The 15,324-nt window shown below is 54.0% G+C and carries 15 protein-coding genes; 5 read left to right on the top strand and 10 right to left on the bottom strand.

Annotated elements, in window-relative coordinates; all coding sequences use genetic code 11:
* Window positions 1-22: 22 nt before the first annotated feature.
* Window positions 23-505 carry a tRNA (adenosine(37)-N6)-threonylcarbamoyltransferase complex ATPase subunit type 1 TsaE gene (gene tsaE / locus H6X51_RS10530; protein WP_407925963.1) on the bottom strand — a complete coding sequence of 161 codons (483 nt, stop codon included), beginning with the start codon at window positions 503-505 and terminating at the stop codon, window positions 23-25.
* Window positions 502-1,998: an NAD(P)H-hydrate dehydratase gene (locus H6X51_RS10525; protein WP_185267491.1), complete on the bottom strand. Its 1,497-nt coding sequence runs from the start codon at window positions 1,996-1,998 to the stop codon at window positions 502-504. The genes tsaE and H6X51_RS10525 overlap by 4 nt, the downstream gene beginning before the upstream one ends.
* Window positions 1,999-2,063: 65 nt before the next feature.
* Between H6X51_RS10525 and queG the strand changes: the two genes are divergently transcribed.
* Window positions 2,064-3,140, top strand: a complete 1,077-nt coding sequence (gene queG, locus H6X51_RS10520) for a tRNA epoxyqueuosine(34) reductase QueG (protein ID WP_185267490.1) — start codon at window positions 2,064-2,066, stop codon at window positions 3,138-3,140.
* Window positions 3,141-3,344: 204 nt separating this feature from the next.
* Here the strand turns inward: queG and orn are convergent, their stop codons facing one another.
* On the bottom strand, window positions 3,345-3,887 hold the full coding sequence (orn, locus tag H6X51_RS10515) for an oligoribonuclease (RefSeq protein ID WP_185267489.1): 543 nt from the start codon (window positions 3,885-3,887) through the stop codon (window positions 3,345-3,347).
* A gap of 119 nt (window positions 3,888-4,006) precedes the next feature.
* Here orn and rsgA point away from each other — a divergent pair, with 119 nt between their 5' ends.
* Entirely contained in the window at window positions 4,007-5,032 is a 1,026-nt protein-coding gene (rsgA, locus tag H6X51_RS10510; RefSeq protein ID WP_185267488.1) for a small ribosomal subunit biogenesis GTPase RsgA, read from the top strand.
* Between the two features lie 337 nt (window positions 5,033-5,369).
* Here rsgA and H6X51_RS20235 read toward each other — a convergent pair whose 3' ends face one another.
* A complete protein-coding gene (locus H6X51_RS20235) occupies window positions 5,370-5,501 on the bottom strand; it encodes a hypothetical protein (protein ID WP_268898603.1) in 132 nt (43 codons plus the stop codon).
* 224 nt (window positions 5,502-5,725) lie between these two features.
* On the opposite strand from H6X51_RS20235, the gene H6X51_RS10505 reads away from it, so the two are divergent.
* The 3 genes from H6X51_RS10505 to H6X51_RS10495 are packed head-to-tail and all read left to right on the top strand — an operon-like array spanning window position 5,726 to window position 7,090.
* Window positions 5,726-6,013 (top strand): type II toxin-antitoxin system HigB family toxin, encoded by a 288-nt coding sequence (locus tag H6X51_RS10505; protein ID WP_185267487.1) that lies wholly within the window; start codon window positions 5,726-5,728, stop codon window positions 6,011-6,013.
* Between the two features lie 2 nt (window positions 6,014-6,015).
* Entirely contained in the window at window positions 6,016-6,417 is a 402-nt protein-coding gene (locus H6X51_RS10500) for a helix-turn-helix domain-containing protein (RefSeq protein WP_185267486.1), read from the top strand.
* 22 nt (window positions 6,418-6,439) lie between these two features.
* Window positions 6,440-7,090: a HEPN domain-containing protein gene (locus H6X51_RS10495; RefSeq protein ID WP_185267485.1), complete on the top strand. Its 651-nt coding sequence runs from the start codon at window positions 6,440-6,442 to the stop codon at window positions 7,088-7,090.
* A 174-nt stretch (window positions 7,091-7,264) separates the two neighbouring features.
* Here H6X51_RS10495 and H6X51_RS10490 read toward each other — a convergent pair whose 3' ends face one another.
* The 6 genes from H6X51_RS10490 to H6X51_RS10465 form a co-directional block, all read right to left on the bottom strand.
* Window positions 7,265-7,585 carry a hypothetical protein gene (locus H6X51_RS10490; RefSeq protein WP_185267484.1) on the bottom strand — a complete coding sequence of 107 codons (321 nt, stop codon included), beginning with the start codon at window positions 7,583-7,585 and terminating at the stop codon, window positions 7,265-7,267.
* On the bottom strand, window positions 7,585-8,139 hold the full coding sequence (locus tag H6X51_RS10485; protein WP_185267483.1) for a hypothetical protein: 555 nt from the start codon (window positions 8,137-8,139) through the stop codon (window positions 7,585-7,587). Before H6X51_RS10485 ends, H6X51_RS10490 begins: the two co-directional genes overlap by 1 nt.
* Window positions 8,132-11,266, bottom strand: a complete 3,135-nt coding sequence (locus H6X51_RS19940; RefSeq protein ID WP_221627309.1) for an ATP-binding protein — start codon at window positions 11,264-11,266, stop codon at window positions 8,132-8,134. The genes H6X51_RS10485 and H6X51_RS19940 overlap by 8 nt, the downstream gene beginning before the upstream one ends.
* On the bottom strand, window positions 11,259-11,921 hold the full coding sequence (locus tag H6X51_RS10475) for a hypothetical protein (RefSeq protein WP_185267482.1): 663 nt from the start codon (window positions 11,919-11,921) through the stop codon (window positions 11,259-11,261). Before H6X51_RS10475 ends, H6X51_RS19940 begins: the two co-directional genes overlap by 8 nt.
* Window positions 11,915-13,906 (bottom strand): dynamin family protein, encoded by a 1,992-nt coding sequence (locus H6X51_RS10470; RefSeq protein WP_185267481.1) that lies wholly within the window; start codon window positions 13,904-13,906, stop codon window positions 11,915-11,917. The genes H6X51_RS10475 and H6X51_RS10470 overlap by 7 nt, the downstream gene beginning before the upstream one ends.
* 216 nt (window positions 13,907-14,122) lie before the next feature.
* The gene (locus tag H6X51_RS10465) at window positions 14,123-15,139 is read right to left on the bottom strand and encodes a helix-turn-helix transcriptional regulator (protein WP_328795659.1); all 1,017 of its coding nucleotides are present in this window, start codon (window positions 15,137-15,139) and stop codon (window positions 14,123-14,125) included.
* Between the last annotated feature and the right edge of the window lie 185 nt (window positions 15,140-15,324).

The following is a 15,324-nucleotide window of genomic DNA, read 5'->3' as shown; positions in this document are numbered from 1 at the left end:
TTGATTATTGTTCTGATCTTCGTCACGGCGTCGCTTTGCCTCTTGTGCTGTGCAGCCGTTGGCTTGCAGCCAGGCCGCGTTCCCCATGCCCCTCAATCTGCAACGTCCTGCCCTCTCCGTCAACCGTGATGCGAATGCTCAGGTCCGGCTGTGGCAGTATGCCGCTACCCTTGTCGGGCCATTCTACAAGACACAGGCTATTGTCGGAAAAATAGTCACGGATGCCGAGAAACTCCAGTTCCTCGGGGTCGGCCAGGCGATACAGGTCGAAGTGATAGATAGTGCGCTGGCCCAGTTCATAGGGCTCCACCAGGGTGAAGGTCGGGCTCTTGACCGCGCCGACATGACCCGCGGCGCGGATCAGGCCGCGGCTGAGGGTGGTCTTGCCGGCACCCAGATCACCGGCCAGCCAGACACTGCCGCGCCAATCCAGCGCCTGGCCGATGGCTGCGCCCAGGCTCTCCATGGCCTGGTCACCTTGTACATAGAATTCCAGGGTCATCAAATATCCCGCAGGTTCAGGTAGTAACGTATCGAATCGATCAAATCACTGGCCAGCATGCCCAGCTGGCCTTGCTGCCGGGCCACCCGATCACCGGCCAGCGCATGCAACAGCACTGCGTAGCGCGCCGCCGCGCCGGCGTCCAGCCGCTGCGCCAGCAAGGCGCCAACCACGCCGGACAGCACATCACCCATCCCCGCGCTGGCCATGCCCGCATTGCCATACATGCACAGGCCAGGCAGGCGTTGCGTTCCCGGGCCGGCAACCAGCGAGCCCACACCCTTGAGGACAGCCGCGCAGCCGAAGCGTTCCGCCAGCCGCTGCGCAGTCGCCAGGCGGTCAGCCTGGATATCGGCGGTGGTGCAGCCCAGCAACCGGGCCGCCTCGGCCGGATGGGGCGTGATCACCGAGCGTTCGCCAAGGCACATTGACGAAGATTCAGCAGCAATGAGGTTCAGCGCATCGGCATCCAGCACCTGCGGCAGGTCCGCCTGCAGCGCCAGTTGCAGCATGCGCTCGGCCCAGGCGTCGCGCCCCAGCCCCGGGCCCAGCACCAGCACGCTGGCCTGCCCCAGCAATGGCGCCAATTGTGCCGGATCATCCACCCCGTGCGCCATCACTTCCGGGCAACGCGCCAGCAGCGGTGCCACATGTTCGCTGCGCGTCGCCACGCTGACCTTGCCGGCGCCGCAGCGCAGGGCGGTCTGCGCCGCCAGCATGATCGCCCCGCCCATGCCCTGGTTGCCGCCGATCAGCAGCACGTGGCCAAACATACCCTTGTGCGCCGCCCGAGGGCGCGGTGGCAACAGTTGCTTACAAAGATCCAGCTCCAGGCGCTCCAGTTGCGGCGCCACCTCCGGCAGCGGCGCCTCGGTCAGTGCCGCGAAACAGAGTTCGCCGACCCGGTCCGGCCCGTCGCCGGTCAGCAAACCGGGCTTTAGGGCGATGAAGGTCACCGTCATATCGGCACGGACAGCCACCCCCTCGACCACGCCCCGGTCGGCATTCAGACCACTGGGCAGGTCGACCGCCACCACCGGCAGGCCGCTGGCATTGACCGCTTCGATGGCACTGCGAAACGGCTCACGCACCGCGCTGCGCAGCCCGGTGCCAAGCATGGCATCGAGCAGCAGGCCCTCACCCGGCAGGTTGGCTGGCCATGGCTGGATGCTCACCGCTGCCTCCCGCGCCGCCGCCCAGGCCTGCGCCGCATCGCCCTGCAGGCGCTCGGGCGGCGTCACTGCCAGCACCGTCACCTGCCAGCCGGCGCGCTGCGCCAGTTGCGCGACCAGGTAGCCATCACCGGCATTATTGCCACTGCCACAGAGTACCGTCAGGCGCCGCTGCTCCGGCCAACGCCGGCGCAACTCGCGCCACAGCGCTGCAGCGGCACGCTGCATCAGTTCAAAACCCGGTGTTCCGGCGGCGATGATCCGCGCATCCAGTTCCCTGGTAGCGGCGGCGCTGTACAGATGATGTGGGAGTTCAGGACGCATGGGCATGTCAACCTGGCTAAGGGTCTGGCAGAATTATACGTCCAGCCATCCCATAACCACAGCCCATGCCCGATACCACCCCTGATTACGCAGCCCTCGCCGGGCAGCTTCGTGTGCTTGCCGCCGAGCTGGGCTTCCAGCAGGTGGGCATCAGCGATCCGGATATCGGCGAGCATGAGCAGCGCCTGCAGCAGTGGCTGGATGCCGGTTACCACGGCGAGATGGAATGGATGGCCAGCCATGGCAGCAAGCGCACGCGCCCGGCGGAACTGGTGCCGGGCACGCGGCGGGTGATTTCGGTACGCATGGACTACCTGCCCGGCGATACCCGCATGGCCAAGCGCCTGGCCGATCGCAATGCCGCCTATATCTCCCGCTACGCCCTGGGCCGTGACTATCACAAACTGATGCGTCGCCGCCTGCAGCAACTGGCCGAGCGCGTCCAGGCACTGATCGGCCCGTTCGGCTTCCGCGCCTTCGTCGACAGTGCCCCGGTCATGGAACGGGCGCTGGCCACCCGTTCGGGGCTGGGCTGGATCGGCAAGAACTGCATGCTGATCAACCCCAAGGCCGGCAGTTATTTTTTCCTTGGCGAACTCTACGTCGATCTGCCGCTGCCCACCGACGACGCCTTCACCCAGCAGCACTGCGGCAGTTGCAGCGCCTGCCTGCAGCAATGTCCGACCCAGGCCTTCGTCGATGACCGGGTACTGGATGCGCGGCGCTGCATCTCCTACCTGACCATCGAGCTCAAGGGGGCGATCCCCGAGGACCTGCGACCACTGATGGGCAACCGGGTATTCGGTTGCGATGATTGCCAACTGGTGTGCCCGTGGAACAAGTTCGCCAAGCCCACCGGGGAAAGCGACTTCAGTCCACGCCACCAGTTGGACCAGGCCGATCTGGTCAGCCTGTTCCGCTGGGATGAGCAGCAGTTCCTGGGCAATACCGAAGGCTCACCGCTGCGCCGCATCGGCCATGAACGCTGGCTGCGCAACCTGGCGGTGGGGCTGGGCAATGCGCATACCAGCATCCCGGTGATCGAGGCGCTGCGCAGCCGCCTGGATCACCCCTCGGAGCTGGTACGCGAGCATGTGCAGTGGGCGCTGGAGCGGCATGGCGCCGCAGCGACTCCCAGCTAACATTCCACCCAACTGCTCACGTGACCCATCACTATCCTTCGCTCCCCCAATCATCCTTCACTCTCTCCCGCCATCCTTCGCGAAGGCGAAGGATCCACCGGCCACTCCGAGTCAACCACCCCCTGGATCCTTCGCCTTCGCGAAGGATGACGAGGTAGGGAACCGTCCCGCGCTGTTTCAAGCAGGGAACCGTTCCGCACTGTTTCAAGCCTTGATGAAATGCTCCCGATAATGCTGCAGTTCGGCAATCGAGTCGCGGATATCATCCATCGCCAGGTGACTGCTTTCCTTCTGAAACCCATCACGCACCGCCGGCGCCCAGCGCGCGGCCAGCTCCTTGAGGGTCGAGACATCCAGGTTGCGATAGTGGAAGAACTTCTCCAGCTCGGGCATGCCGCGATAGAGGAAGCGCCGATCCTGGCAGATACTGTTGCCACACATCGGCGAACGACCGGCCGGCACCCACTTGCGAAGGAATTCCAGGGTCATCTGCTCGGCCTGTTCGGCACTGACGACACTGTCCTTGACCCGCTGCACCAGGCCGGACTGGTTGTGCTGGCGGGTATTCCACTCATCCATGCCATCGAGCAGGGCATCGGGTTGCTTCACCGCAATCGCCGGGCCTTCGGCCAGCACGTTCAGCTGCGAGTCGGTGATAATGGTGGCGATCTCGATGATCACATCCTGGTCCGGGTCCAGCCCGGTCATTTCCAGGTCGATCCAGATCAGGTTATCAGGGTGTTTCATGGCGGCTCCCATCAGCTGCTGTTGAGTTGTTGGCGGCGTGATGAGTGCCGCTGCGCGTTCAGGCGATCAGTATACGCCGCCCGTGCTACACTGCGGCGGATTCCCAAGATGCATGACACATGGCCAAGCGACATCTCACACGACGCCAGAACTGGCGCATCCAGAAAATCCAGGAAGAACGCAGCGCGCGCGCCAGCCGCCGCGCGGAACTGGCCGAGGAAAGCCTGCTCGGCGGCGATCTGGGCCCGGAGCAGGAAGGACTGGTCATCGCCCACTTCGGCGTGCAGGTCGACGTCGAAGCGCTCGACGGCCCGCAGCGCGGAGAGGTCCGTCGCTGCCACCGCCGCGCCAACCTGCCGGCGCTGGTCACCGGTGACCGCATCGTCTGGCGCGCCGACAACCAGCAAAGCGGCGTCATCGTCGCGCTGCAGCCGCGCCGCACCGAACTGTACCGCCCGGACCACCGGGGCCAGCTCAAGCCGGTGGCGGCCAATGTCGATCGCCTGGTGATCGTCTTCGCCCCACTGCCCACGCCTCACAGCAACCTGATCGACCGCTACCTGGTGGCCGCCGAGCAGGCGCAGCTGGAACCGTTGCTGGTACTGAACAAGGCTGACCTGCTGGAGCAGGGCGAACACGAAGGCCTGCGCGCCTGGCTCGACGACTACGCCCGCCTCGGCTATCGCACCCTGTGCCTGTCGGCCGGCTCCGGCGAAGGGCTGGACGGGCTGCGCCGCGAGCTGCGCGATCATGTGAATGTCTTCGTCGGTCAGTCCGGGGTCGGCAAGTCGTCGCTGATCAACGCCCTGCTGCCGGAAGCGGACCTGCGCGTCGGTGCATTATCGGAACTCACCGGCAAGGGCACCCACACCACCACCACCGCCCGGCTGTTCCATTTCCCCGACGGCGGCGACCTGATCGACTCGCCCGGCATCCGCGAGTTCGGCCTGACCCATATCAGCCATGAGGATCTACTGGAAGGCTTCATCGAATTCCGCCCGTTCCTCGGCCACTGCCGCTTCCGCGACTGCCAGCACCTGCACGAACCCGGCTGCGCCCTGCTCGCCGCCGTAGCCAGCCAGGATATCTCCGCCACGCGGATGAACAGCTACCGGCACATCCTCGCCAGCCTGAACGACACCTGACGCTCCATACCACTCGATGCGCCCCTCGGCGTGTCGAGCGCCTGCTCGACGCGAGCGACATCAGCGGCACCCCACATTTCACCTGTACTTATTCAACCTGCGCGCCAACCGCGCCAACCACACCGAACTGCGGCTGGGCATGGACACCACCAAAGGCCTGTGCCCACACCACCTGCAATCGAGCCGGAACTCCTCCAGCATCAGCACATCGCTCTGCGGAGAAAACAGCTCACTCCTGCCACAACGCCGGCAGGTTATCTTCATCGACGACGGAGGAACAGGCATGGCATCTCCTTGCTCGCTACCAGGTGATTCCATTCATCAACAACCAAACGCATCAGTCCCCAGCCTCCGCCCTCGCCTCACGTTGCTGCTGCGCACGCTTGAGCACACTGTATTCCTGATACCAGGCATAAACCTGCTTGCCGACCACATACGCACCAACCACCGCCAGGATATTCTTCAGCATGGTGTCATTCCCTTCTGCCGGATGTTGAACAGCGAGGTCTATCAAAGAGAGCCAGCCCCGCCCTTGAAATGAATCTTGCCGGCACCAGGCGACCATTCGTGTCGCGTGTCGCGCCCTCGTGGGAAATATTCGACATGCAGCTACGGAATACCTCTCGCCTTGCGATCAAGCAAAATACCAGCTACCTTACCCCTAATCGCAAAATGCGATATTCAGGGACAGGTATGCACGTCATCACACAGAAACGCATCTGGGAAGCACGGGAAAAGTGGCCCCATGCTGCCACGGCTCTCGACGCTTGGTATCGCTTGATCAAAGCCAGCTCCCCGAAGGATTTTGCCGAGATGAAACAGCTGTTTCCGGCGACAGACAAAGTGGGACCGCAGCATATCTTCGACATCGGCGGCAATAAACTGCGCCTGATTTCCATCGTTCAGTACCGCGCGCAGAAGATTTTTATCCAGCATGTACTGGATCATGTCGAATATGACAAAGGTAAGTGGAAGGAGTGAACATGTCCGCATTGATCAAACAGGCCAGCGAACACTGGCGCTATGTGGCTCCATTGCTGAACAAGCCTACAAGTGAAGATGACTATGACGCCCTGGTTGAGGCACTGGATGAGCTGCTTCGCATGATAGGTGACGATGAAGATCATCCCCTGGCCAGCCTCGCCTCACACATGGGTGATCTGCTCGAAGATTATGACGAGACCCGGCGGCCTCTGCCCAAAGGAACAGGGGTAGAGGTGCTGCGCTACCTGATGCAGGAGCATGGCCTGAACCAGGGCGACCTCCCTGAAGCCGGTACGCAATCAGTGATATCCGAAATCCTTGCGGGAAAACGCCAGCTCAACGTCCGGCATATTCGTGCACTAGCCGAGCGGTTCGGAGTGCCGGCGGATGTATTTTTCTGATCAGGATCGATAAGGAAGCAACATGACATTTCAGGCACTCAAACAGCGCCACCGCCAGGAGCGCGACGAACAACATGAAAACCTGCGACTGCGCATACACCGCGCACTGAGCTGGCTGCAACGCGCCGAAATGGCCGATGATGCCGACGGACGCTTCATCTTCCTGTGGATCGCCTTCAACGCCGCCTACGCCACCGAAATCGACGACCACCTGCGGCTTTCCGAACAGGAAACCTTCAAGGCCTTCCTGCAGAAACTCTGCTCACTGGATACCGCCAAACGCATCGACGCCCTGGTCTGGCAGGAATTCTCCGGCAGCATCCGCGTACTGCTGGACAATCCCTATGTATTCCAGAGCTTCTGGGACCACCAGAGCGGCAAGATCAACGAAGAAACCTGGAAAAAACGCTTCAGCGGCGGTAAGGCAGCAGCTCAACAGGCTCTTGCCAGCGGTAATACCCCCGCACTGCTCGGCGTACTGTTCAACCGCCTCTACACCCTGCGCAACCAACTGATCCACGGCGGCGCCACCTGGAACGGCGCGGTCAACCGCCAGCAGATGCGCGACTGCACCAACCTGCTGGGCAAGTTGGTGCCGTTGATCCTGGAACTGATGATGGATAGCCCGAATACGCTTTGGGGGGATGCCTGTTATCCGGTGGTGAATGTATAACTAATAAAACCCGAATCGCTCACCCGCCCGGACCTTATCACCCAAGCGCTATTTCCCTTAATTTTTAAGCAGGTGAACCGCTTCTGATCCGAAGCACTGCGGATGAGCGAAAGAATGGAGCGACTTCTCCTGCCAATATTAATCCTTATCAATTTTAAGTGACATGCCTAGCAACTAACCACCCTTATATTCACTAAGCCCATCATCCAGTATTTTCATATCCACATCCCCCGAATAATCAAGACTCCTCAACCAGTCAGCATAATATTTACTTAAAACATCGTTGCCGTTCTTATTGAGCATTGCGGATGTAATTGAAAAATCCGAGCCCACTCCAAGATCAAATATCTCCTCTCCTTCAGCAGAAAAAAGGTCATTTTCTTTAATCCAAGCGGCCAAAATATCAAAATGCTTTTTCGCTGCTTCAAGGCTTGGGCAGTTCTTGCCTTCAGGGAAGTGCCAAGAAACTTTATCGTAAATGATTACCTTAGACATTAAGCGTATCTCCTCACCTCAGTCTGAACATCCTTTGGAATTTCCACAAGCTGGCCTGTATCTCGATCCTTGATAAAGTTACCGCCAGCGCCTCTGATTCGCTCTTCTTTCGCGATCTGAGCATCTTTAGGCGCCGTTTCCGACGTCACTTCAATGCTTTTTACTACCTCTCCATCTTTAGTTACCACAAAATCTACTCGTCTAGCCTCGCCCGTCTCCGGGTCTTTTACAATATTTCCATCCTCATCTCTTAGATACTGCTCTCTTTCGATCTTATATCCATCTTTCTCTGGGAATTCCTTATTCAGAATCTCAAGAGCCAGCTCCTCTCTATTTGCCCCATCCTCTCTATTTTTTTCAATCTGCCCCGCTCTTGCCTCATTAACCTTTTCCAATTCTAATTCATTTTCAGCTTTCAAGCTTGCGAGTGAGCTGTTTTCGATAACCTCCATACTGGATTGGAGCGGCGACAGCTCCTTGCTTTCCTTAATACATGCTTCTTTGAAAGCTTCGCTTATGTTTTCCATTGCCTTTGATGCGACGGCGTTAAGCATTAGCAGCCTCCATCTTGTTTTGTATCTTTTTTGATATCACATTCAGCGTATTACTGTCTGCAAGCAATAAAAATGAAGACACATGATTTTTAATTTCCAAGATATCAACCATCAATCGTTCTTTATTATATATATGACGACCCACCAGGGTCTCAATAATGTCTTCAATGAAATCTTTTGCAGAAGGGTGCATCCATAGTTTATCCAGCGCATGAATAAGGCTTTTTCTAGCCAGCTCATTTGGTTGCTGCATAACCTGAACAAGTGTGGATTTGAAATTCTCTGGAAGAGGGTTTCTACAACAGTAAATCCCCTTATTCAAAAGCAGCATAATTTGTAGAGAGAAGTAGTCTGAAAACAGTGACTCATCAGCCTGATGCCGGTTTTTTTTCAAGACGAGAAGCTTTCTAATTTCTTCTTTAGCCCTTTCCATCAATTTTTTTAATTCGTTTGATTCAAGGGTTACGAGTGAATTAAACAGCCTGACAGTCAGTTCTTTACCCTCTTGGCCAAGCAAATCACCTATTTGATAAACCTGATAGCAGTGCAGAACCTTACCTGTCCAAGGCTCCATGATTCTCTTGACTTTCTCATCACTGATCGCATGTGAACTAACGTTGGGCTGAATTACACATTCCACTGGCCGCGCCATACCTTCCTTGTGACATAGTGCATGCCCGGTCTTAAGTCTGTTCAGATAGAGAGCCTCATGATCATCAATGCTTAAGGAGCCAGCCAAAAGTGATTGATCGTCTTTTGACACTAAACGATGAACAATCTTAGTGTTAGAGTTTTTGATAACGTCTGGGGAGATTTTTGATGGGATTTGCTCAACAACGGCAACTCCCTGACCTAGAGAGCGCATTTCAGCAAGGATATTGCAGAATACTTCAACTGCCTTGCCCTTGGGATTACCCATCATCTCTGTTGTTCGCTCGGTTTCAACATTCTTCAATAGTCGGTGGGCCTCTTCGATCACCATGAAGTGGCGCAACCCCTTGTTGCCCATTCCCGGATTGACCGCTGGGTTTTCTTTTTGCCGGTATTCGCTGAGAAGTACCAGAATAAGCCCCACAAAAAAGGCTTTGTCGTCATCGTCTGCCAGACTCTCCATCTCCAAAATGGTATTTTCCGAAAGGAGCTTTTCGATGGGGAAGAAGTCATGGGTATTGAACATCAAGCCTTTTGCGCCAACGCAAAGGCTTTCCAGACGTACAATGATGGCGGTACGAATGTTGTCCCTCAGCTCACCCTGATAGTCGAGTTCATTTTTTATGTAATGATCAACTTCATTCTTCAGGTCAGTTAACGTTGGGAAACAATAGTAATGTTCTTCCTGTTTATACTTTTTCTCGTCAAGGTGCCCCTTGCTGTTGATAAAATGGGGGTGGGTACCCAGGGTCAAGTCCCAGCCTTTCCTGATGTATATGGCATGCAGACATTTTTCGACAATGCTGGGCATGGGGCCATAAAGGGAAAAGCTGGCGTTGAAGATGGCTTTCAGGTAATCGATATGCACCAAGGGATGAACACCTTCCTGGATATAGAAAGGGTTGAAGCGGATGGGGCTGGTCGTAGCATCACCAATGGTAAATATATTCAGATTGTTCTTGAAAACATCATTTGCCAAAAGTTGGCGATAATCGCGCTTGGCCGACTCCAAAACCAAAAATGGAGTGCTTTTCTTCGGTTGGGCAAGGCTTTTCAGAATATGCTTGACTGTAGTGGTTTTTCCGCTTCCGGTCAGGCCGCAGACAAAAAGGTGCTTGTTCAGGTCATTCTTGGACAGATGAAGGTGCATGCCGCTGATCGGGTTTCCATGATCGGTGATGCAGCCCAATACTATTTCTTGCTTGCCGCCAATATCCGTCAAAGCTAGTGTGGGCATTCTCTGTATTTCATAGCCCGGCACCGAATCCACCGGCGGAGAAGAAACAAGCGCCAGCTCCTCACTAGTAATATACGAAGCAAGCGATTGGGGGAAAAGGTTGTTGGCAGAACTCTTTTTAGGAATGAACAACGCTTTGTCACCGAGGCTGTCCCGATAGATACGGGGTGGGGGTAGCAGCTTGTCGCCAGGTTTTGCAAGCTCACCAACAAAAGTGCCAGCCAGAATGTCACTGGTGACTTTATCCTGGGTGGCAAAGGTGATGGATGTTTCCCAGTAGCCCGCAGCAAAGCCGCGTATCATTCTTTCGATATATTGATCCGCAATTTTCTCCAGCTCCAGGGCATAGCCATTCTGCTGTTCAAAGGAAAGAGAATTACCAAAAGTATCGGTTCTTCCGTGGGCTTTACTATTCCCCTCTGTATCTGACCAATTATGTGAGTAGTTCCCTCCAACCCCAATGAAGCCGAAAGGTGTTGGAATACCAAAGCCTACAGTTCCCCCAGCGCTGTGCCCGCTTGTTTTCGATCTTGAGTCTGTCAATGTTTCAGATTCAGCCCGCGATTGGTTTTCGCCAAGGGTGCGTTTTGCCAAGGCATGCATGTCGTCCCTAAGCTGAACCAGTTCATTAAATACGCTTTGTTTTTCCTGTTCAGAAACCGGCCTGGAGATGATCGCGAAGAGATAGTCCTTTCCGTAGAGGCTGCGGGTAACCGACGACAGGTTGAACTTCTGCTTTTTGTCCTCGATTTTCACTATAGGCACACCGGTCACCATGCCTCCGTAATAGCAGCCCTCGGTCAGGGAGCTTATGCTTGTCGCCTCATCGTACCGAATATTCTTTCCCGGAAAAATGCCGTTCACAATGGATTCGAATGTTTCCTTCCCATACTTTTCGCCTGACTCATCCTTGAGTCCAAGGAAAATGCGGTTATTGCCGCTTCTGCTGCTGAGCACGAGGGCAACCGAGAAGCCTGAATGACTGGCAGCAGCCAATATATTCTGGAAGCGCTCATTGATGAAGCCTGGAATATCATCGCAATCGGCGTTTATAGATACTTCATCCAGTGGGAACAGGTAATAGCTGTTCAGGTAGCTATTGGGATCTTTTTCCGTTTCTGTTTTCAGCACGTTGTTGGGATCGACGGACCACCAGGGCACAAGTTTCTCTGAGGCTTCAACGAGCTTTTGTGAAAAATCTACGGACATTTGCTGCTTGCTGGGAGTCAAGTTACTCATTGACCTCTCCAGTCAGGATAAGGCCATTGGCCGAGCAGAACGCGTGGAAATCATGGTCAAAGGCCGCTGCAACCTTTTCCAGCCATGCGAAGACCTGCTCCCGAGAGCTTTCAAGGTAGCGGTCGATATCTTCCTTAATAGCTTCGCGAGCATTGGGCGATGCCTTATCGTAGGCGAGCTTGAAAGCGAGCGCGGCAAGGATGATGGTAGCCATTCCCGACACAATGGGGCCGACTATGCTGGGGGCAAGTCCCGCGGTGATAGCTGTTCCAGCAATGAAGGTAACCCCCCCAGCAATCAGCCCTTGCTTCCATCGTGGGTCGGTTGAGTATTGGACAATTTCCGGCTCCAGCACCAGCTTGTTTTGCATTTGTCTTGTCCACTCGTGGATGCGCTTGCGAAAATCCATATCGAAGAATGCATTTTGCAGCTCGATATCGGCGATCTCGATTTTCTCTCTGGCATCCTTCATCAGATAGTTCAATAGAGTGTCAAGAAGGACCTCGGACTTATAGACAATTCTATTTGGGACTTGTTTCCGCAAAAACTGTTTGGTTTGAGTTATATGGAAGTAGGGGTGCAGGTGTGTCTGCAAAGAGTTCTTTATGCTCGAGAACTCTTCGGAAATATCTGCTCTGATCTTGTTGACTACCATTGCATTTCCCCCAGCAGCTCTTCGCACTTTTTTATTTCATCTGGAAGCTCCTTTTTTTTGCTGTCAAGCGCGCTAATCTCTTTGGTTATTTCATCGTTTGAGCGTTTATTGTCTTTCTCTTGTTCTAGAGCATCCTGGCGCTCTTTGATCGCCGAGTTCATTTTTTCTGTGAACTCCTTCAAATAAGCCTCGCGAACCTCGTCTGATTTTTTTGGAAGGTCGGTGATGATGGCGTAAAGATCTTTATTGCATGCGTCTCTATATTTTACAATGTGTGTATCTTTGTCAAATATTTTTTCTGTTCCTGTTTTTACTGCTTTGTCTCGAAAAAAGCGAGCAATTCCCAGCGTGGCATAGTCCCAAAAATCTAATTCTCGATCCTTGTAGGTGCTTCTCGTGAAGTAGGCTTCTTTTTTTGTCTGTTCTGCAAGCGAGTTGAGGTCAACTTTTGGGATAGATATACGGTGTTTTTCTTCAAACGTCTTTGATATCTTGTTGAGAGTGCCTGCAAGCCTTTGTGTAATCTCGTTCTGAAAACCATTGATTATCTCGTCCACAGCATCAAAAGCGTCAATCGCATTTTTCCTTACAGCTTCGATGCTTTCGCTGTTGGTGATGAGTTTTGGGTATTTCGCCTCGATATTATTGATGCCTTGTTCCCATTTCGAGTTCGTTCCGGAAAAATCCTGTATCAGGTCTTCCGTGGTTTTTTGGGTCAATAGCCTGTATTCGCTAAGTGCCTGGCTGATGCGATCTATTTCTTCTTCAAACTCTTGAGGGTTTCTTTTCTTGGTTTCCAGAAGCTTGAGGTTTTCAGAGAGCTGTTTTTCCTGCTCGCCATACCCGCTCTTTATCTTCTCCAGGATTTCCTGAAGCTGGAGGCTGGGTGCTTTCATGGAGAACTCCTCAATTGAAGAGAGCATTTCTCCAAAGCGAGAATCTTTTTCTATCTGGTCAAGTAGTTTGAGTCCAGACTTCTGGGCCCTTTTTTCAAATTTTGGGAGGAACTCTTCTATTTTTTCGGACGACTCTTCAATTTGCTCCTTGGTTTTTCCGCTATCAATCGAATTGGAAATAATTTTAAGTAAGCTGTCTACTGCCAATATTCGGTCTTGGGGTATGCGTTCATTATATAAACGAGTGGCTTCATTTTTTAGCCGGTCCACTTCGCTATCTGAGTGATCACCCGCATGACTCAGAACCAAGAATAGCGTTTCCTGGCTGCGATCAGAAATAGTTGAATCGAGAAACCTTTTGAAAGACTCTGTTTCAACGGCTTTTATGTGGCGAACAAACAAAATTGCATTGGCCTTTTCAAGAAATCCGAACGTAACATCCTGTACTCCACCTGTTGCATTGACGCCGGGGGTGTCAACAATTCTCAGCTCGTCAAAATCCCATTTCAAAGGGTAGCCGAATTCAATTTGAACGGGGATCTTGCCCGTTGTTCTTTTTGAAATGTACTTCTTGATGGTCGAACTTTTGCTTTTCAGATTTCTTTCGCCGGATACTTCTTCAAGATTTTCAATGAGTTTGTCATCAATAACCAGAGGCTTCTTGCCGGATTCAATTATGTAGCCGTCTATCAATGTCGTTGGTATTCCGCGGTATTCATCGTTCAAGCTGCATATTTTGTGTAGATGATTCTTAACTTCATCATTGAAGGTCTCTTCATGGTCATCGGCAAATTTAACCTTCAAGACGGGGCTTTCCGATTTGAAAATCTCGACGATGGCGCTGCTTGCTTGAAGCACATCGGAAGGAAGAAGCTCCTCTCCTAAAAGGGCGTTGATGAAGGTTGACTTGCCTGCTTTGACTTCGCCCGCCACCGCCAGCGTGAACTTACCATTCTTTAATGCGTCCACTCTTTTCTCAAGAAAATTCATATCAACACCATCATTGAGATCGCCTCTTTTATTTTTGTACCCGTTAAAAAGGTCTATCACGTTATTTTTATGGGCTTTGTATCGTTGTCCGATTGGCATTTTCGATTCCTTTTTGATTTTTGTCCAACTATGACTGAAAAAAACTACAATCTCGATGAGAAGTTAAAATGCGACACAATATTCAAGATGTACTGTTTTTAGCAAAAAATTTCTAGAGGATGCTGTGTAGCAATCCATCTTCTGTTAGTTATTTTTTTGCTGAAGTAGCAACAACTTTCTTTCTCACATTTCTTGGATTAGACCCATTCATGGTCACTACACATACAATTTCTCCAGCTTAGCGATCTTTTCTTTGATTATTTTAACCCAAACATTTGGCTCCCAAACCCGCACATTCTCCCCCAACCCAAACACCCACCACAGCGTCTCCTTATCATCCGGCACCATGGCCCGCAGCCGATGCCAATCTGTCCCCTCCAACGGCTCCAAACTCTGCTCTGTACTGAGCGGCGTTTCTCTGAGCAGCCAGGCAATCTGCGGAGACACATCAGCAACCAGTTCAACCATTTCAGCTGGCGCAGGATTGTTGAGACTGCCCTGGAGGTAATGGTCGATATCGAAGTCATCCGGTATCTCTGCCGGTGCTTCCAACGCGGTGGCCTGCTGGATTCTGTGCAGCGCGAACTGGCGGACGTCGTTGTAGCCTTCGACCCGAGCCAGCAGGTAGCTTTGCGAGTGGCGGGCGACCAGACCGGCCGGGTGCAAGGTCATCTCGCTGGGCTGTTGTTTGCTGCGGCTGAGGTAGGTGACTCGCAGGCTGTGGCCTTTGAGCAGGGCGGTGGAGACGGTGGTCCAGATTGCGCTGTCGACCTTGGCTGGCAGCAGTGTCTTGCCGTTGGGCAGGGCGCGTACCCGTTTGGCCCAGCGTGCGGGTGGCATGTGTTGCTGTATTTCCAGCTGCGCCCTGGCTTGCTCAAAGTAGGGTTCCAGCAGTTGCAGGAGGCCTTGGGGCAGGAGCTTTTCCAGATGGCTTTCCGCCAACAGGAATGCCAGTGCTACCGGCAGGTCCGGGCTGGGGAAGTCCCAGTGTGGGGCGTGCTTTGAAAAGCTCCAGTAGTTGGTGTTGCCCTCTTCGTGGGACAACAAGGGAAATTCGGCGCTCAGCTTGACGTTGAGGTCGCGTTGCAGTGTGCGCCGGGTCATGTCGAAGCCTTGCGCCTTCAGCTTATCGTACAGTTCGGGGGTGGAGATGCGGCCGGGTTCGCGGGGGATCAGTCGCAACAGGGCGAACAGTCTAAACAGGCGGTCCTTGGGGTCTGAGCGTTCAACCACGTGATTCCCTTACTTTCCATGTCAACCCTCGGATACTTTTTCCGTGGGTAATGCTTGGACTTATGGCGTTTTGGCATCCTAACAACATTACCTGCTGGTGCCAACATGCCATGCGTTGGGGTCGCGGAGGCTCTGTTACGGGGCTGAGCGACTTGAGGGGGATTATTCATTGGGGATGCGTCAGT

It is taken from the genome of Halopseudomonas xiamenensis, from assembly GCF_014219065.1.
In the GTDB taxonomy this organism is placed as follows: domain Bacteria; phylum Pseudomonadota; class Gammaproteobacteria; order Pseudomonadales; family Pseudomonadaceae; genus Halopseudomonas; species Halopseudomonas xiamenensis.
This window is presented reverse-complemented; position numbering and strand designations above follow the sequence as displayed.